The organism is Clostridium ljungdahlii DSM 13528, assembly GCF_000143685.1.
Classification (GTDB): domain Bacteria; phylum Bacillota; class Clostridia; order Clostridiales; family Clostridiaceae; genus Clostridium_B; species Clostridium_B ljungdahlii.
In genome coordinates this window covers 2,375,672-2,393,314 of sequence record NC_014328.1, presented here as the reverse complement: position 1 = coordinate 2,393,314, position 17,643 = coordinate 2,375,672, and the positions used below count along the sequence as shown (strand labels likewise).

Annotated in this window: 17 protein-coding genes and 1 riboswitch; of the genes, 14 read left to right on the top strand and 3 right to left on the bottom strand. The window is 29.1% G+C overall.

From position 1 onward, the window contains the following. The 4 genes from hprK (at position 1) to CLJU_RS10740 (ending at position 4,252) form a co-directional block, all read left to right on the top strand. Positions 1-921 (top strand): HPr(Ser) kinase/phosphatase, encoded by a 921-nt coding sequence (gene hprK / locus CLJU_RS10755; RefSeq protein ID WP_013238841.1) that lies wholly within the window; start codon positions 1-3, stop codon positions 919-921. Further along, the gene (locus CLJU_RS10750) at positions 914-1,459 is read left to right on the top strand and encodes a 5-formyltetrahydrofolate cyclo-ligase (protein WP_013238840.1); all 546 of its coding nucleotides are present in this window, start codon (positions 914-916) and stop codon (positions 1,457-1,459) included. The genes hprK and CLJU_RS10750 overlap by 8 nt, the downstream gene beginning before the upstream one ends. A 254-nt stretch (positions 1,460-1,713) precedes the next feature. After that, positions 1,714-2,652 (top strand): magnesium transporter CorA family protein, encoded by a 939-nt coding sequence (locus tag CLJU_RS10745; RefSeq protein WP_013238839.1) that lies wholly within the window; start codon positions 1,714-1,716, stop codon positions 2,650-2,652. A gap of 199 nt (positions 2,653-2,851) precedes the next feature. Further along, complete coding sequence (locus CLJU_RS10740; protein ID WP_013238838.1) at positions 2,852-4,252, top strand: aminopeptidase; 1,401 nt, start codon at positions 2,852-2,854, stop codon at positions 4,250-4,252. 318 nt (positions 4,253-4,570) lie between these two features. Here CLJU_RS10740 and CLJU_RS10735 read toward each other — a convergent pair whose 3' ends face one another. After that, positions 4,571-5,428 carry a PHP domain-containing protein gene (locus CLJU_RS10735; protein WP_013238837.1) on the bottom strand — a complete coding sequence of 286 codons (858 nt, stop codon included), beginning with the start codon at positions 5,426-5,428 and terminating at the stop codon, positions 4,571-4,573. 246 nt (positions 5,429-5,674) lie between these two features. Here CLJU_RS10735 and CLJU_RS10730 point away from each other — a divergent pair, with 246 nt between their 5' ends. Beyond that, a complete protein-coding gene (locus CLJU_RS10730) occupies positions 5,675-5,875 on the top strand; it encodes an alpha/beta-type small acid-soluble spore protein (protein WP_013238836.1) in 201 nt (66 codons plus the stop codon). A 50-nt stretch (positions 5,876-5,925) separates the two neighbouring features. Here the strand turns inward: CLJU_RS10730 and CLJU_RS10725 are convergent, their stop codons facing one another. Beyond that, complete coding sequence (locus tag CLJU_RS10725) at positions 5,926-6,252, bottom strand: hypothetical protein (protein ID WP_013238835.1); 327 nt, start codon at positions 6,250-6,252, stop codon at positions 5,926-5,928. Between the two features lie 220 nt (positions 6,253-6,472). On the opposite strand from CLJU_RS10725, the gene CLJU_RS10720 reads away from it, so the two are divergent. The 5 genes from CLJU_RS10720 to CLJU_RS10700 all read left to right on the top strand — a co-directional run bounded on the left by CLJU_RS10720 (position 6,473) and on the right by CLJU_RS10700 (position 12,511). Further along, on the top strand, positions 6,473-6,835 hold the full coding sequence (locus CLJU_RS10720; RefSeq protein ID WP_013238834.1) for a phage holin family protein: 363 nt from the start codon (positions 6,473-6,475) through the stop codon (positions 6,833-6,835). A 204-nt stretch (positions 6,836-7,039) separates the two neighbouring features. Further along, entirely contained in the window at positions 7,040-7,471 is a 432-nt protein-coding gene (locus CLJU_RS10715; protein ID WP_013238833.1) for a bacteriohemerythrin, read from the top strand. A gap of 36 nt (positions 7,472-7,507) precedes the next feature. Then, positions 7,508-9,328: a MutS-related protein gene (locus tag CLJU_RS10710; protein WP_013238832.1), complete on the top strand. Its 1,821-nt coding sequence runs from the start codon at positions 7,508-7,510 to the stop codon at positions 9,326-9,328. A gap of 111 nt (positions 9,329-9,439) precedes the next feature. After that, positions 9,440-9,616, top strand: a riboswitch (Lysine riboswitch). A gap of 123 nt (positions 9,617-9,739) precedes the next feature. Then, positions 9,740-11,203, top strand: coding sequence for an amino acid permease (locus tag CLJU_RS10705; RefSeq protein ID WP_013238831.1), 1,464 nt, complete (start codon positions 9,740-9,742; stop codon positions 11,201-11,203). A 399-nt stretch (positions 11,204-11,602) separates the two neighbouring features. Beyond that, positions 11,603-12,511, top strand: coding sequence for a glycerophosphodiester phosphodiesterase (locus CLJU_RS10700; protein ID WP_029170036.1), 909 nt, complete (start codon positions 11,603-11,605; stop codon positions 12,509-12,511). 545 nt (positions 12,512-13,056) lie between these two features. Here CLJU_RS10700 and CLJU_RS10695 read toward each other — a convergent pair. Then, a complete protein-coding gene (locus CLJU_RS10695; RefSeq protein ID WP_013238829.1) occupies positions 13,057-13,335 on the bottom strand; it encodes an ArsR/SmtB family transcription factor in 279 nt (92 codons plus the stop codon). Between the two features lie 197 nt (positions 13,336-13,532). Between CLJU_RS10695 and CLJU_RS10690 the strand changes: the two genes are divergently transcribed. The 4 genes from CLJU_RS10690 to CLJU_RS10675 all read left to right on the top strand — a co-directional run bounded on the left by CLJU_RS10690 (position 13,533) and on the right by CLJU_RS10675 (position 17,643). Further along, positions 13,533-14,018 (top strand): PH domain-containing protein, encoded by a 486-nt coding sequence (locus tag CLJU_RS10690; RefSeq protein ID WP_013238828.1) that lies wholly within the window; start codon positions 13,533-13,535, stop codon positions 14,016-14,018. After that, entirely contained in the window at positions 14,002-15,417 is a 1,416-nt protein-coding gene (locus tag CLJU_RS10685; RefSeq protein ID WP_023161733.1) for a PH domain-containing protein, read from the top strand. The genes CLJU_RS10690 and CLJU_RS10685 overlap by 17 nt, the downstream gene beginning before the upstream one ends. Positions 15,418-15,664: 247 nt before the next feature. Beyond that, positions 15,665-16,777, top strand: coding sequence for an ABC transporter ATP-binding protein (locus CLJU_RS10680; RefSeq protein ID WP_013238826.1), 1,113 nt, complete (start codon positions 15,665-15,667; stop codon positions 16,775-16,777). Then, positions 16,774-17,643, top strand: a complete 870-nt coding sequence (locus CLJU_RS10675; RefSeq protein WP_013238825.1) for an ABC transporter permease — start codon at positions 16,774-16,776, stop codon at positions 17,641-17,643. Before CLJU_RS10680 ends, CLJU_RS10675 begins: the two co-directional genes overlap by 4 nt.

Genomic DNA, 17,643 nt, shown 5'->3' with positions numbered 1-17,643 from the left:
ATGCCAGTAACAGTAGTAGATATTATAAATGATTTAAATTTGGAAGTTATAAATAGAGGAGAAAATATAAACGAAATAAAGGAAAGCGATATAAATAGACCTGGACTTCAATTTAGTGGGTTTTATAATTATTATGCTAATGAGAGAGTCCAGATAGTGGGTAAGGCGGAATGGAGTTTTTTAGATGCTATGCAGCCTGAGCTTAGGAAAAAAAGGCTGGGAAAATATTTTGAATTTGACAATCCATGTACCATAATAACTAGGAATTTAGCACCCCATAAGGAGTTTTTAGAGAGTGCTATCTTGAATAAAAGGTGGATACTAAGAACTGATAGTATATCTACAAGGTTTATAAATAAGGTTATGAATTATTTAGATGACAAATTAGCACCTGAAACAAGGATACATGGCGTGCTTGTAGATGTTTATGGTATTGGAATACTTATAACTGGAGAAAGTGGTATAGGAAAAAGTGAAACTGCACTTGAACTTATAAAAAGGGGACATCGTTTAGTAGCAGATGATGCAGTAGATATAAAGCAAATAGACGGGGTGCTTCATGGAACATCGCCGTATATTACTTCAGGGATGATAGAAGTTAGAGGAATGGGGATAATTGATATACCTGCCCTTTATGGATTGAGTTCTGTACTTAAGGCAAAGGATATTAATATGATAATATATCTGGAACAGTGGAAGGAAGATGAAAATTATGATAGACTTGGAATAGACAAGGAGTATTTAAATATATTAAATGTACCTGTAAGAAAATTGAAAATTCCAATTAGACCAGGAAGAAACCTGGCAGTCATAATAGAGGCCGCTGCAGCAAATTACAGATACAGTCTTATATCAAATGTAACTCCTGTAGATGTAATAAGTGAAAGAATAAATGAGGTGGCGAGGAAGAAGAATGGATAAGAATATTATAAGAAAGAAAATGAAAGAAGAGAGAAATAAATTATCTAATTTACAAAAAGGAAAATTGGACAATAGCGTACTTCAAAAGGTTATAAAAAGTGAAGAATATAATAAGGCTAACAGTATATTTATATTTGTAAGTTATGGAAGTGAAGTGGACACTCATAGAATTATAAAAAAGGCACTTGAGCAGGGAAAAAATATTTGTGTTCCTAAAGTTATATCCAAAGAGGATGGAATGATTGCAGTTAGAATACATGATTTTAGTGAATTAAAAAGTGGGGCATATGGTATATTGGAACCAGAAGATACAAAATTTAAAGTAAAGGAATCCTCTATAGATTTGTGTTATATTCCAGGAGTAGCCTTTGATAAAAGAGGTGGGAGAGTTGGATATGGAGGAGGATATTATGATAGGTTCTTTAAAAAGCTTAGGGAGGACTCCAAAAAAATTGCCCTTGCATATAGGTTTCAGGTACTAGATGAAGTCCCAATGGAAGAACATGATATGTTTATAGATGGTATCATTTCTGATTAAAATATTTACAATGTTATTATATTATCTATTTAAAATATTTATAACTAGATATTAAAAGTATTGCGTCCTTTATATTGCTAAGAGGGTTCATGGACAATACTTTTTTTATTTTGTTTAATTCTACTGTTATAGTATTTTTATACTATAGTTTTTTGTCATAAAATTACATCTGTCAAGTAATGAATTATTTCTAATTAAAATTAACACACTAATAAGAATGAACTTATTTTTATGTTTACATTGGTGGTGTTTTTATGAAAATACTTGATATAGATAATGGTTTTCAAGAAGTTACGGAAGAAATTGATTTTACAAGCAGCCATTATTGGATATTACTTCATGCAGATGAAATTGAAAAGTTAAAGGATTTTGTAGACATAGATAGAGATAGTATAGAGGAATGTAAAAGTTTTTCACAAGTATCAAAAATAAATTTTTTCAATGGGTATCTCTTTATAATACTTAATGTACTCAATTATGTAGAAGAAATAGTTATTCCTAGAGAATTGAATGTATTTTTAAGTAGAAAGTATATAATAACTGTATACAAAGATAAGATTGATATATTAGATGATCTAATACAAGATATATATGACTCCAAAAATTGCTTTTTACTAAAGGATAATTCGAGAGCATCTATATTACTTTACTATATTTTAGACAGAATAGTTATAAAGAACTATGATATAATATCTGCACTAGAGGTTAAAGCAGATAAAATTGAAATAGATGTTTTAAAGAACCCAAAACATGATCAGATAGATAGTCTTATAACCCTGAGAAGGCAAGTTTATAAAATAAGAAAATATTTAAATCCACTTATATACATAGGAGATAGCTTGGTTATGAATGACAATCTGGTAATAGAAAAGGACGTCTTAGAATACTTTAGCAATTTAAATAGAAAAATAGAAAAACTTATGTTTTGTATTGAAAGTTTGGTTCAAGATCTAGCTTTAGTGAGGGAAGCTTTTGAATCTGAAACCGCAAATAAAACCAATGAACTCATGAAAGTTTTTACTGTAATAGCTACTATATTTTTACCATTAGATCTCATAAGTAGTATCTATGGTATGAACTTAAAAGGAATACCATTTATGGAGATAGAAAATGGATGTCATTACGTAGTAATAATTATGTTTATTGTGGCAGTCATTCTTATATGTATATTTAAGAGGAAAAAGTGGTTTTAATATAGATATACAAGGTTGGCTGCTTATTAATTAGTTAGTAACTTTCACAGTTTAAAAAAATTGCGAAACAATTGTCCTCTGTCCTCTCAAAAATATAAATATATTGGTGTATTTTGTGATAGAATATAATTGTTAATAAAGTGAAGCGTAACATTTATTTGCTAATACGATAACATTAATATAGAAGAGGAGAGATAAAATGTCAAAAAATTTAACTAAGGAATACAAATATGCATGGGACAAATATTCAAAAAAAGATTTTAAAATACTTTTTAAAATTTCAGATGACTATGAAAAATTTATGTCTAAATGCAAGACAGAGAGAGAGTGCGTAAAAGAATTTATATTGAGAGCTGAAAAAAATGGATATAAAAATATAGAGGATATAATGAATGCGAAATCCCCTTTAAAACCAGGAGATAAGGTTTATGCTAATAACAAGGATAAGAATTTAGCTCTTTTTGTAATTGGTACTGAAGATATGGAAAAAGGGATGAGAATACTTGGAGCTCATATAGATTCTCCAAGGCTTGATTTAAAGCAAAATCCCCTTTATGAGGATACTGACCTTGCATTGTTTGACACCCATTATTATGGAGGTATAAAGAAATATCAGTGGGTTACACTTCCACTTGCTATTCATGGTGTAGTTATAAAAAAAGATGGAACTAAGGTAGAAGTAGTAATAGGAGAAAAGGATGGAGATCCTGTAGTTGGAGTATCTGATTTACTTGTACATCTTGCAGGAGACCAGATGGATAAGAAAGGAAATAAGGTTGTAGAAGGGGAAGATTTAAATGTTCTAATTGGAAGTATTCCAATAGAGGACAAAGAAGATAAAAATAGAGTAAAAAAGAATATATTAAGAATTTTAAATGACAAATATGGAATAGAAGAAGAGGATTTTGTATCTGCAGAATTAGAAGTAGTTCCAGCAGGACCTGCTAGAGATTTTGGACTTGACAGTAGTATGGTTATGGCTTATGGCCATGATGATAAAATATGTGCCTATACTTCTTTTGATGCTATGATGAAAATAGAAAATCCAAACAAGACATGTGTTACTCTTTTAGTAGATAAAGAAGAAATAGGAAGCGTAGGAGCTACAGGAATGCAATCAAGATTCTTTGAGAATACAGCAGCTGAGGTAATGTCACTATGCGAAGAATATAGCGATTTAAAACTTAGAAGGGCTTTAACGAATTCGAAAATGCTGTCTTCTGACGTAAGCGCTGCCTTTGATCCAAATTATCCTTCTGTAATGGACAAAAATAATGCAGCATATTTTGGAAAGGGGGTAGTATTTAACAAATATACTGGTGCAAGAGGAAAATCAGGTTGTAATGATGCAAATCCAGAATATATAGCTGAAATAAGAAATATAATGGATAAAAACGATGTGTCCTGGCAAACTGCAGAACTTGGCAAGGTAGACCAGGGTGGTGGCGGAACTATAGCTTATATACTAGCGGAGTACAATATGCAAGTTATAGATTGTGGGATAGCACTTCATAATATGCATGCACCTTGGGAAGTAGCAAGTAAAGCAGATATATATGAAGCGGTAAAAGGATACGTTGCATTTCTAAAAGAGATATAAGAAATGATCTGTAGAGAAGTTCTGTTACACTAATTAATTAGTATGTCAGCCATTTTAACATGTATACATGCTTTTAAGCACATTTATCTATAAAAGGGGATGTTGTTAAGCAATTTAAGAATTGTTATTACAACATCCCCACTGTAGATTGTTTTAAAAACTATCAATGAATCTTACTTAGTGGAACTTTGTTTCTCCCACTAAGTTTAGATGAATTATATAGGGGCGTAGCTACTGTTAGCTCCCACTTTGATAGAAAAGCAGATATCCCAAATCTTTGATTTGGTGATAGTCGCTTTCACTGTGTGCGTGGGAGTGTTACAGTAGGTAGTCATCAGATAAACTTTTAAGTTTGCTTAAGAAATCATTTATTTGATTTTCATCTAAATAAACTTCACCTATAGTATGACCGTGCTTTAAACTTTTTTTGTTTGCAGAATGGAAATCAGATCCTGCAGTTATGATTTTTTTATACTTTTTAGCATACTTTATGAATTTTTCTGTATCACAAACCTTATTAGCAGGATAAATAGCTTCTATACCATGAAAGGGAAGTTTAATTAAATCTTCTATATTTATATCTTTTATAAGTATAGGGTGGGCAAGTACAACCATAGCATTTAAAGACATAAGCATTTTTATTCCTTCTGTTGTAGAAAGTTTTTTGTTTGGAACATAGGCAGGACTGGAATCCCCTATAAAATTTGAAAATATGTAATCAAAACTGTAATTATAACCTGCATTTATTATGGCTTTTGCTATATGAGGTCTTGCTACAACTCCATTAGCTATCTTTAATATGCTTTCAAAATCAAGTTTTATATTGAAAAATTTATATAAATTATTTACTATTTTTTTTGCTCTATTTATTCTGTATAAGTTCATTTCTTTTAGAAAGTCTTTAAACTTTGGAGATATATGAGAGATATCTTTAAAATACCCTAGTATGTGAACGCTTTTATTTTCATACAAGGTAGATAGTTCTATTCCAGGAATAACTTTAATACCTATTTTTTTCCCTTCCATTAAGGCTTCATCTATACCAGATAAGGTGTCATGGTCTGTTATTGCAATAATATCAACACCTTCTCGTTTTGCCATGCATACTAGTTTTGCCGGAAATAAGTTACCATCCGAGGCATTAGTATGTAAGTGAAAGTCTCCTTTTTTATACAACAAAATCACCTACTTTTAAAATTAGCTTATATTTATTATACTACTTTAATCATGCAAAGTTTCAATAAGCTTTAAATTTATGGCTTTCCATAGTATAGTAGAGAAAAAATTTCGATTATAAAAGTTTCTAAATACCCTATAATATAGTATATTTTCATTTAATTTTATAGAGTAATAATTTTTATATGGAGCAAACTGATAGTGTAATACAAAACAAATAATTTAAAAATGAGGAGGGGAACAATTATGGCAAACAGTAGAGGAAACAGAGTCTTAGTTCCACAAGCTAAAGAGGCTTTAGATAAATTTAAAATGGAATCAGCTAGAGAAGTAGGAGTAGATTTAAAAGAAGGTTATAATGGAGATCTTACCTCTAGAGAAGCAGGTTCCGTAGGTGGAAACATGGTTAAAAAGATGGTTCAGGCCTATGAACAGGGCTTAAAATAAGATATTGAGTATAGGTAAAAGCCAGATGATAGTTTCATCTGGCTTTTGCACTATTTTATTCCGGATATTTTACCTCTAAGTGCCTTTATACGGCCATTTACATAGCTTAAAAGTTCTGACTTATTGTCCTTTATATTCACTGGTGCATTAATAACTATAGTCAAAATGTCCAGTTTACTGTATTTTATCTCATTTGCAATTTCATAAGCCAAATATTTATTTTTTATTTTCCAGTATGTAGTGTTAAATTCATTTGACTGTCTTTGATTATAATATCCTTTTTCTATACCAAATTGAAATAGATCTGCAGCGGATTCCAACTCATCTAAATCTTTGGCTTGTAAAGTTTCATCAATAAGAGTTTGAAATGTTTTCATTGTTACACTCCTTTTTAGTAATTTATAAGTATTTACTATACAGACAATATTACTTATACCTTTTTTCTTAAATTTTGTCAATATTCATTTTAAATTTAGTTTTATCTAAAATAAAATAGTTATAACTTCTATTTAAAAAGTTTTTTATTTTTAAATATTTTTTATGTTTTAGGTAAAAATATAAGGGAATAAATATTTTATTGAAAAAGGAGTGACTTCCATGGGTGATACAAATAAACAACCCGAAAGATCTACAGTGGGAGGTTATATATTAAGATTTGTTTTAACGGTAGTTGTACTGGCAATAACTTCATTTTTAACACCTGGTTTCAAGATATCAGGATTATGGTCATATGTAGCTGCAGCAGTTGTAATAAGTTTAATAGATTATTTAGTGGAAAGATTTATGAATATAGATGCGTCTCCTTTTGGAAAGGGAATAAAAGGTTTTGTAATTGCAGCTGTAATATTATATTTAACTCAATTTTTAGTTCCATATATGAGAGTTACCATAGTAGGAGCCATTTTGGCAGCAATAGTCATTGGAATATTAGATGCAGTAATTCCAGGAAGGGTTATGTAAAAATAGTTCCTACAGATCAAATAAGTGAATAATTTTTTATTTCCTTTACGCCGTCGGTATTATTCCGGCGGCTTTTTAAATTAGTAGTAGTTTAGTAATTTAAATTTTGTTATAATATGTACAGAAGCAGCACAATCAGTAAGTTATAGAAATTAAACTTATTTACAAAATTCTACGATAAAATATTTAGAAAGGAAGTATACTATGTTTGAATGGAAAGATGAATATGCTTGCGGTATTAAGAGAATAGATGATGAGCATCAAAAGTTATTTGAAATAGGACAGTCTATATATGAGCTAGCTGTCAATGAAAATCACGTGGACTATTTTGGTGATATTTTGAATTTAATTGACGATCTAAAAGAGTATACTGTTTATCATTTTGAGGATGAGGAAAAGATTATGCAAATGTATGACTATCCAGGCTATTCGGAACAAAAACGAGTGCATGATAAATTTATAGAAAAAATAGAGAGCTTGGATTTAGATGAAATGGATGAAGATATACAAAAATCAATTTTGAATATTCTAGATTTTGTGTACAATTGGATATCAAGTCATATATTAGGTATGGATTTGAAGATAAAAGATTATTTTGATGAGTTAAAATTAAGTAGGCTGAAAAATAGCAAATAGAAACATAGACGTAGTAAGAAAAGAGGAGAAATATATTTGAAGGAAAGTGAAAAAATCTACTGCAGGAGAAAAAAACATTACGATCATCTTGTGAAAAGTCAAAGTTCTACTGTAGTACGTATAAGTAGGTTACGTTTTTTAATATTTTTGCTAGGAATAATCTTTATAGTAGGTTTCTATATTAAAAACTATCACTATATGAGTTTAAGCATTTTCCTGGTTTCAGCTATATTGTTTGTACTTGCTGTAAGAATCCATGAAAAGTTAAAACAAAATACAGATTTTACAAAAAAGCTAGTAGAAATAAATTGTAATTCGTTAAAAAGAATAGTTGGTGATTGGAAAGAATTTAACGAAAAAGGAGAAAATTTTAAGAATGTAGAACATAATTATTCCTGGGATCTTGATATATTTGGTGAAAACTCATTATTTCAATGTATTAATTGCTGTAATACTTATCTTGGAAAGGAAAATTTAAAAAATGTGTTGTCTTCACCTTTAGGAAATTCTAAAGATATAGAAAAAAGACAAAGTGCAGTTTTGGAATTGTCCTGTAAATTAAAGTGGAGACAGCATTTAGAGGCACAAAGTTCATCCATAGAAGATAATAAGGAGAGTGTTTCAAAGCTTAAAGAAATAGTTTCAACTAAGAATTCAACATACAGAAATAAATACATTATAGTTGTATTTAAAATAATTCCTATTGTAACTATAATGCTTTTGTTTATGAGTTTTGTATTTCACTTTTTTAATAATTCTATAGGGTATGCAGCACTTGTAGTTCAAATAATTTTACTTTTACCAGGGGCTAAAAACAGATTTAGCACTTTAAACACAGTTTTTAATTTAAAAAGTAATATAAGATCTTATGAAAAAACTATATCCTTAATATGCAAAGAAAAATTTCAGTGTGATTACTTAAATGACTTAAAAAGTATGCTATTAAAAAAACAAAATGGAAAATTAAAAAATGCAGCAGAAGAAATATATAAGCTAAAAAAGATATCAGAGAGCATATCTCAGCGCCAGAATCTTGCATATATAATACTTAATATATTTTTCCTTTGGGATTATCAATGTATGTTTGCCTTTGAAAAGTGGAGAGAAGAAAATGGTAGGGAACTCTATGATTGGATTGAAACTGTTGGAAAATTTGAAATGTTGAGTAGTCTTGCAGTTATAGCATTTGACCATTCAAGTTGGACAATGCCTCAGATTTTGGATAAATCCTTGGTTTTAAAAGCAGATTCTATGGCACATCCTCTTTTAGGGGATAAGGCAGTTTGTAATAATCTGGATTTGAATAAAAATTCTAAAGTAGCACTTATCACGGGATCAAATATGTCTGGGAAAAGCACTTTTTTAAGAACAGCAGGTATAAATTTAGTACTTGCTTATTCGGGGGCACCGGTTCGTGCAAAATCATTTTGTTGTTCTATAATGAGTATTTACACTTGTATGCGAATAAGTGACAATTTAGAAAAAAATATATCTTCTTTTTATGGAGAAATTTTGAGAATAAAATCTATTGTAGAAGCTGCTAATAGGGGAGAAAATATTTTTTTCTTATTAGATGAAATATTTAAAGGTACTAATTCCATAGATAGGCACACTGGAGCCAAGATACTTATAAATGAATTGATGGATTCTAATACCTGTGGTATGGTATCAACTCATGATTTGGAATTATGTGATATAGAGAGTGAAAGTAATGAAAGAGTAAAAAATTATCATTTTAGAGAATATTATAAAGATAATAAAATACAGTTTGATTATAAATTACATAGGGGTGCATCGAAAACGAGAAATGCTCTGTATCTTATGAAAATGGCAGGAATTAATGTACCTGACGATTAATCTGATATATTTTTTGCATATTCAATAATATTTTTACAAAATGTACTTTAGAGTACAAAATCTATTGACTAACTTGAAGTTTTAGTTCATAATATATTAATATAAGTGAATAACTGAGGTAGAGGTGCAGAATTTAAGAGTAGAGTTGAGGAGTTAAGCACTATGATACAACTTGAAAGGAAATTTTGCCGAAGTTATTTAGCAGATGCTTTAATGCTAAATAATTGGGTTTACATAAAATATATGTAAAACTGTCACAAGGTTAATTTGTGGAGAGCTATCATTCGTTATAGGATTAATATGTCTTTATATAACCTTGAGTGTACTCTCAAGGTTATTTTTATGATCACCTTATGTCCGTCTTAGTTATATCACTTATCGGAAATTAAAAACCGATAAGGGGGGAAAAAAATGCAGAGTGTTGCAGAACAAAAACAAGAGGGGACCTATGAACTTAAAAGAGGTCTTAAAGCCAGGCATTTAAATATGATTGCTTTGGGCGGAGCTATAGGAACAGGGTTATTTTTAGCTCTAGGAGCTACGATTAAACAGGCGGGTCCCGGAGGAGCACTTGTGGCTTATGGCTGTATAGGAGTTATGGTTTATTTTTTAATGACAAGTTTAGGAGAAATGGCAACGTACATGCCTGATTCAGGTTCCTTTAGTACATATGCTACTAAGTTTGTAGATCCGGCACTTGGGTTTGCACTTGGATGGAACTATTGGTACAATTGGGCTATAACTGTTGCAACAGAAATGGTAGCAGGGGCCTTGATAATGAAATTTTGGTTTCCAGGTGTACCATCTATTATATGGAGTGTATGTTTTTTAGTACTTATAGTTGGACTTAATTTATTGTCTGCAAAAGCTTATGGAGAATCAGAATTTTGGTTTGCAGGTATTAAGGTTTTTACAGTTATAGTATTTTTAATTGTAGGTGTGGCAACTATTTGTGGAATATTTAATGGAAAACCTGTAGGATTTAAAAACTTTACAGTAGGAGATGCACCTTTTGTAGGTGGTTTTAAATCTATATTTTTAGTTTTCTTAATTGCAGGATTTTCTTTTCAAGGCACAGAGCTTATAGGTATAGCAGCAGGAGAAAGTGAAAATCCAGAAAAAACTATACCAAAGGCAATTAATGCTGTATTTTGGAGAATAATATTATTTTATATAGGCACAATATTTGTAGTAGGAGCTCTTATACCTTATATGAATGCAGGAGTTGATACAAGTCCTTTTACGATGGTATTTCAAAAGGCAGGTATAGCAGGGGCAGCTTCTCTTATGAATGCAGTTGTTTTAACCTCAGTTCTATCTGCAGGGAATTCTGGAATGTATGCTTCAACAAGAATGTTATATTCTATGGCTAAAGAAAAAAATGCACCTGTATGTTTTGCAAAAGTTAATTCAAGGGGAGTACCAGTAAATTCACTTATACTTACTACTATAGTGGCATCTGCTTGTTTTTTAACTGGATTTTATGCAGAAACTACAGTGTATGTATGGCTGGTAGCAGCTTCAGGACTAGCAGGATTTGTAGCATGGGTTGGAATAGCACTTTGCCATTACCGTTTTAGAAAGGCTTATAATTTACAAAAACGTGATTTTAGTAAATTAAAATATAAGGCTAAATTATTTCCACTGGGTCCGATTATAGCACTTGTACTTTGTATTGTGGTTATTTTGGGCCAAGGTATTACTTATTTTGGAGAAGCTAAAATAGATTGGGGCGGAGTTATTTCTTCATATATAGGACTGCCTTTATTCTTAGGTCTATGGATATGGTATAAAAAAAGGCATAGTACAAAAGTTATTAAATTAGAGGATGTAGATTTTAATAGTATTGAAAAAGAAGTAGAAGATATGAAGTAATGTTTTGGAAAAAAGTTTCTAGGAAGTTTACCTTTCTGGAAACTTTTTTATGTTTTTAATAAAGATGATATCTTTAATACACAAATTTAATGAGTTTATCTTATTATATATAAAAAATAATATTTGCGTAACAATAGTTATTGATAAGAGTAAAATACTTCTTATTACTAGCTTAGGTAATGTAGTAAAATTATTATATATATTTTTTATAAATTAGACTATTATAGATAATTTATGGTAGAATTAAAAGAGAAATGATGAAAAAAATCATGTTCTTGTCTAGTATGGTATTTTTAAATTAAAGTTAAATCTGCTAAAATATTTAGTTAAGCTTAAAGCTCTATCAATAAGGGGGGTAATAGTATTTATAAAAAGGTATTTACAAATGTTATCCTTATATTGTTTACTGTATTACTTTTAAAAGTTATGGCTGTAACTTTTTATTACAATACCAGTTCTCTTTCTCTTAAATATTCGTCTAATATAAGAATTAACAAATTAAATAATATAAATTATAAAAGAAAGAACAAGATACCAAAAAAAGTCAATAATGCTGTAATGCAAAATGAACCTATAGTAATAGCCCATCGTGGAGCAAATAAATTTGCTCCTGAAAATTCCATTCCTGCTATTGATATTGCAGGTAAAATGGGATATTGGGGAGTAGAATTAGATGTATGCTCTTCCTCCGATGGTGTTTTATATTTACTCCATGATCCTACACTTAATAGAACAACTAATGGAAGGGGACCAATAACAAAAAAGTCGTCAGACGAAATAGATGAGCTTAAGATTGATAAGGGAGCAAATATAGCTCAATATCCTAATTTAAAAGTACCTCGATTTGAGGAAGCATTGACGGAATGCTCTAAATACAATCTTGTGCCAATATTTGAAATTAAATTTTTAAGTAGAAGAAATAGAGATATTAATACATTTTTAGATATTATCCATGAATATGGTTACGAAAAAAAAGTTATTGTTCATTCATTTAATTATCAAGCTTTAGAATATTTAAAAAGTAAGGATAATGAGATTCGTATAATGCCAATTATAAATCCAAATAGCAGACTCCATGGTTATATGTATGCAAAATCTATAGGGGCTGTGGCTTTAGACTCCAGATATGATTTTCTTAATAAGAAAATTGTACAATTGGCTCATAAAGATGGATTAAAGGTATTTTGTTGGACAATTGACAGAAGACAAGATTTTAAAAGAGCTGCTAAAATGGGGGTAGATTATATATATTCTGATACCATTTATCCAAGTAAACAAGAAGTAAAATTAAGAAAAAATCCTGTATAGCTATTAAAGTACAATTAAAAATTAAGAATTAATAGTTATGGATGATTTTCTTTCGTTAACACTACAGAAGATCTAAAATGCAGCGTTATTGCAGCTTTACTTCAATAAGTTTTAAATTTAATATTTTTGAAATTACAATAATCTATTATAGTTTTCTAAACGAAAAATAAACTTATGCTCCAAATATTTTTACAAAAACAAGCACCGTTAAATATGTTTATTTATTGTAAAAATATCTCTGCGCATAAGTTATTTTTTAGTTAGAAAACATATATATAGGGTTTTCAATTTAAAAGTTACTTATACATAAAATATACTAACAAAATGGAAATCACACTTAAAAACTTTTTTTATAAATTTTAGTGAGGTATTTTAGAAAATCTTAGAAGCTTATATATGTCTGAGGTACGAGTTTATATAGGCTTCTTTAGATTTTCAAAATACCGAGCTTTAGACTTATAAAAAGTTTTTGGTGTGATGAAATTTGTTAGTATATGGCTGGTATAAGTTAACTTTCTACTTTGAAACCCTATAGATCATTGAAATTACTTAAATAAAACATGAATTAAATCAATAGCTGTTTTATTACAAACATTGTAATTAACTTCAAGTCCATTTCTAGTTCCTTCTATAATTTTTGCTGTCCTTAATTTTTGTAGGTGTTGTGATAAAGTTGACTGAGGAATTTTAAGGCAATTTTGCATGTGTGTAACATTACAGCAGCCTTTATTTAATAGCCCTCTGACTATACATAGTCTAATAGGATGTGCCAGTACCTTAAGAAGCTCAGCAGTATCGGCATACTCTTTATAATTATTGTCCATAGTTCTACCTCACTATATTTCTATATTTCAATCTTTACATTTACATATTATGATATACAAATATAAACGTCAATATATAATAATTATAAAGGATTTATTAAATTTTAAAATAGTAAAATTTAATTATGTAATATATAATATAGGCAAAACTAATTAGTGTACAAGCAAGTACATTAGATATGTAAAGGAGATTAACTATGAATTATGATAAGATTGATAAAAGTGCTATAAAATCATGGATTATTGGAAGAACAGTAATTAGTGTTATATTTATAGCTTTATATGTGCTATGTATGAATTTGTTTTTAATGCCAAGAATTGAAGATATGAAAGTACTAAAATGTATTTTAAATTTTTTAACTGCAATAATAATATTTGTTTCAATTTTGGATAGTTTTATATGGCCTTTTTTAGAGTATAAGCAGTGGAAATATGGCATATTTGAAGATAAAATTGAACTTATAGAAGGCATAATCATAAGAAAAAGAACAATAATTCCAATTTCTAGAATTCAGAATTTAAAAATAGAACAGGGACCAATTGAAAGAATGTGTAAAATAGCTTCTGTAAATATTATAACGGCAGGGGGTACACATAAAATCCCTGCTATAGCTGTGAAAGATGCTGAAAAAGTCGCAAATAACCTTAAAAATGTTATAGAATTGGGTGATAAAATTGGATAGGATAGAGAGAAATCATTTCTTTAAATTATTTTATAGTTTAGGCACAATATTAAAAGAAATGATAGGAATTATTTTTGCATCAGGATTCTTAATTAAGTGGATTGGATTTAGATTAGGAATTTTAACTGCAGTAATTTTATTAATACTACTTCTAGCATATGAGATTATAGAATGGAGAAAAAACATTTTTATAATAAGAGAAAAGTATATTTATCACAAAGAAGGGGTTTTTAGCGTAAAAAAAATAGAAGTTCCTTTAGAAAAAATCAATACAGTGGACATTTCAACAAATTTTTTTGAACAAATTTTTAATGTAGCAACTATAAAAATTGATACAGGAGATGCAAAGGATCATGGAAATGAATTGAAGTTCACTTTAAATAGAGGTAGGGCTGAGGCGATTAGAAATATACTGCTTAAGGAAAATACGGATACACTTAAAAATAAATATGAACAGGAATCTTATAGTTTAGGTTCAAAAGAATTATTTATATATTCTATTATATCTAATTCGCTGTTTAAGGGACTAGCTATATTGCTTGCTATACAGCAATTTTTTGAGGAACGTGTTAAAAAATTACTTAAACTTAATATTGATACATCTAGATATTTTAGAGGGTTTCATTATGTAACTTTTTATGAAAAAATTTATATAATAGTAATTATAGTTTGTATTATATTATTTGTAAGTTTATGTTTGTCTATTATATATAATTTTATAAAATATTATAATTTTAGGATGTGGGCTGATAATAATAAAATTTCCATAAATTATGGAGCCTTAAATAAGAAAAATTATAGTTTCGATAGAGAAAAGATTAAAGGAATACATCTTAAACAGAGCGTTTTAATGCAGGTTTTTGGCTATTTTACTATAGAAATAGAAAGTATTGGATACGGAGATGAAAAAGGAGAAAAAGCTATATTATATCCCATATGTAATAGCCAATTGAAAGATAGAATATTAAAAGATTTACTTAATGAATTTTTATATGAAGATAATTTTAATAAACCTCTTAGTAATGTATATTTTGGATTTTTTTATAAGAAAATTATATTTTGGATAATTGTCACTTGGATAATTGCGTTTACCAAACCAAGCTTTATTTTATTTAGTATAGTCATGTTTATAATATTATTTATTATAGGACATATGGAATTTAAAAATACCGCACTGGGGATAAATAGAAATTTGGTTTGTATATGCCATAATAGTTTTAATAAGACTCAATCTCTTTTAAAGATGTCGACTATACAATCTGTGACTTTATCATATAATTATTTCCAACACAATAAGGGAGTTTGCAATTACAAATTTATTTTATATAGTTCTAATTATGGTAAAGAATTAAAGGTTAAAAATTTAAAAGATAATATTATTGAGACTTTTTTAAAATAACAATAGTTGGTAATACAATAGTATAAAATAATTGACTAAAATGTTTGAATATGTTATTATAACCATATAATTAAATGTGAGTAAAACAGTAGGAATTGATATTAAAACCTGTATTTACAAATTTTTTATTCTCTACAATACAGTATGGCAAAACAGTATAGCAGAGTGAATAAAGATCGCAGAAGTGGGCTTCTGTCTCTGTAAAGAGTCAGAAGCTTTTTAATACCATAATATGGAGGTGGAAACATTGAAAAGTATTCTGAGACTTATTAATTTAGCAAAAGTTTTTGATGAACAAAGAATAGTAAAAAATATTTCACTTGATATTAGAAGAGGTGAATTCTTAACTATCCTTGGACCAAGTGGCTGTGGAAAGACAACTACACTTAGAATGATTGCAGGTTTTGAAAAACTCACTGCTGGAAGTATTCTCTTAGATGGAGAGCCTATAGAAAATAGGGAACCTTATGAGTTGGATATTAATACGGTATTTCAAAATTATGCTCTTTTTCCCCATATGAATGTATTTGATAATGTAGCCTATGGTTTAAAAATTAAAAAAGTTAAAAAGTTAGAAATAAAAAAACGTGTTAATGATATGCTAGAGCTTGTACAGTTAGGTAATTACGAAAAAAGAATGCCATTTCAGTTAAGCGGGGGCCAAAAACAAAGGGTAGCAATTGCAAGGGCACTTATTAATAAACCTAAAATATTGCTTTTAGATGAACCTTTAGGTGCTCTAGATTTTAAATTAAGAAAACAAATGCAGATAGAATTAAAGATGCTTCAAAAAAAACTGGGGATAACATTTGTATATGTAACTCATGATCAGGAAGAGGCATTAAATATGTCTGACCGTATAGTTATAATGAATGGAGGATCTATAGAACAGGTAGGTGACGCTAGAGATATATATGAAAATCCTAAAACCAGGTTCGTAGCAAGTTTTATAGGTGAATCCAACTTGTTTGAGTCAACTGTGGAAGATATTTTTGAAGATAGGGTTATATTGAAAACTGGAGAGTTTAAACTTGCTGCTTTAAATAAAGCATTCAATTTAGGAGAGAGGGTGTCTGTTTTAGTTAGACCTGAAAATATTAAATATTCTTTAAGTCAAGTTGAAAATTTTAGTATTAAGGCAATAGCCCAAGAAAATGTATATTTAGGTTCTAATATAAGAACCACTTTTATTTTAGAAGATGGAAGAAAAATTGTATCCAATAATTATGATAGAAATTCAAGAATACCAGAAATTAATGAAACTTTATGGATATATTGGAATGTAAAGGACGCTATTATAATAGATAATAAGGAGAATACTGATGAGATTAATCAAACAAGCAAGGTGATGGTAAGTTGAAGATTGAAAAAAAGAGACTATTAAATTTTGAAAAAAGTTTTTTTATAGGGCCTGTATCTCTTTGGATGATAGTTTTAATGGGGGCGCCAATTTGCTATGTTATATTTATAAGCTTTCTACAAAGGGGGACAAATGGTGGAATTGATTTCGTATTTTCTCTGGATAACTATAAAAGAATTATATCACCACTGTATCTTAAGGTATTTATGGATTCTTTATTAATTGCACTTATAACTACTTTATTTACTTTAGTTGTAGGATATCCATTTGCATATCTTGTAGTAAAAATACCAAAAAAGTTTCGTATATTTGTTGTAATGCTTATAATTGTCCCTTTTTGGACTAACTCTCTTATAAGATCCTATGCTTGGATGACACTTTTAAGTACAGAGGGACTTGTGAATAATTTACTTATTAAAGTGGGATTTATAAAAGAACCTATTGAAATGTTGTATACTTATGGAGCTGTACTTATAGGAATGATATATACTCTTTTTCCATTTATGGTACTACCACTTTATACATCTATAGAAAAAGTTAATAAAAATTACATTGAAGCAGCTAAAGATTTAGGTGCAACTTCTCTTAGAGCATTTCTAACAGTAACTTTACCGCTTACCAAGCCTGGAATTGTAGCTGGAAGTATTTTAGTCTTTATACCTTCCCTTGGATTATTTTATATATGTGATCTTATGGGAGGAAGCAAGGTAATGCTCATAGGCAATTTAATTAGAAATCAATTTTTAATATCTCGTGATTGGCCTTTCGGTGCAGCATTATCTGTATTTATGATAATTATTACACTGATACTTTTGCATGTAAGTACTAAGCTAGTAGGTAAAAAAGTGGATTTGGAGGTTTTTTAG

Excerpts from the sequence above, each read along its gene's own strand:
- CLJU_RS10740 (WP_013238838.1), top strand. The coding sequence starts at position 2,852 with ATGTCAAAAAATTTAACTAAGGAATACAAATATGCATGGGACAAATAT.
- CLJU_RS10690 (WP_013238828.1), top strand. The coding sequence starts at position 13,533 with ATGAATTATGATAAGATTGATAAAAGTGCTATAAAATCATGGATTATT.
- CLJU_RS10730 (WP_013238836.1), top strand. The coding sequence starts at position 5,675 with ATGGCAAACAGTAGAGGAAACAGAGTCTTAGTTCCACAAGCTAAAGAG.
- CLJU_RS10705 (WP_013238831.1), top strand. The coding sequence starts at position 9,740 with ATGCAGAGTGTTGCAGAACAAAAACAAGAGGGGACCTATGAACTTAAA.
- hprK (WP_013238841.1), top strand. The coding sequence starts at position 1 with ATGCCAGTAACAGTAGTAGATATTATAAATGATTTAAATTTGGAAGTT.
- CLJU_RS10750 (WP_013238840.1), top strand. The coding sequence starts at position 914 with ATGGATAAGAATATTATAAGAAAGAAAATGAAAGAAGAGAGAAATAAA.
- CLJU_RS10745 (WP_013238839.1), top strand. The coding sequence starts at position 1,714 with ATGAAAATACTTGATATAGATAATGGTTTTCAAGAAGTTACGGAAGAA.
- CLJU_RS10715 (WP_013238833.1), top strand. The coding sequence starts at position 7,040 with ATGTTTGAATGGAAAGATGAATATGCTTGCGGTATTAAGAGAATAGAT.
- CLJU_RS10725 (WP_013238835.1), bottom strand. The coding sequence starts at position 6,252 with ATGAAAACATTTCAAACTCTTATTGATGAAACTTTACAAGCCAAAGAT.
- CLJU_RS10695 (WP_013238829.1), bottom strand. The coding sequence starts at position 13,335 with ATGGACAATAATTATAAAGAGTATGCCGATACTGCTGAGCTTCTTAAG.
- CLJU_RS10720 (WP_013238834.1), top strand. The coding sequence starts at position 6,473 with ATGGGTGATACAAATAAACAACCCGAAAGATCTACAGTGGGAGGTTAT.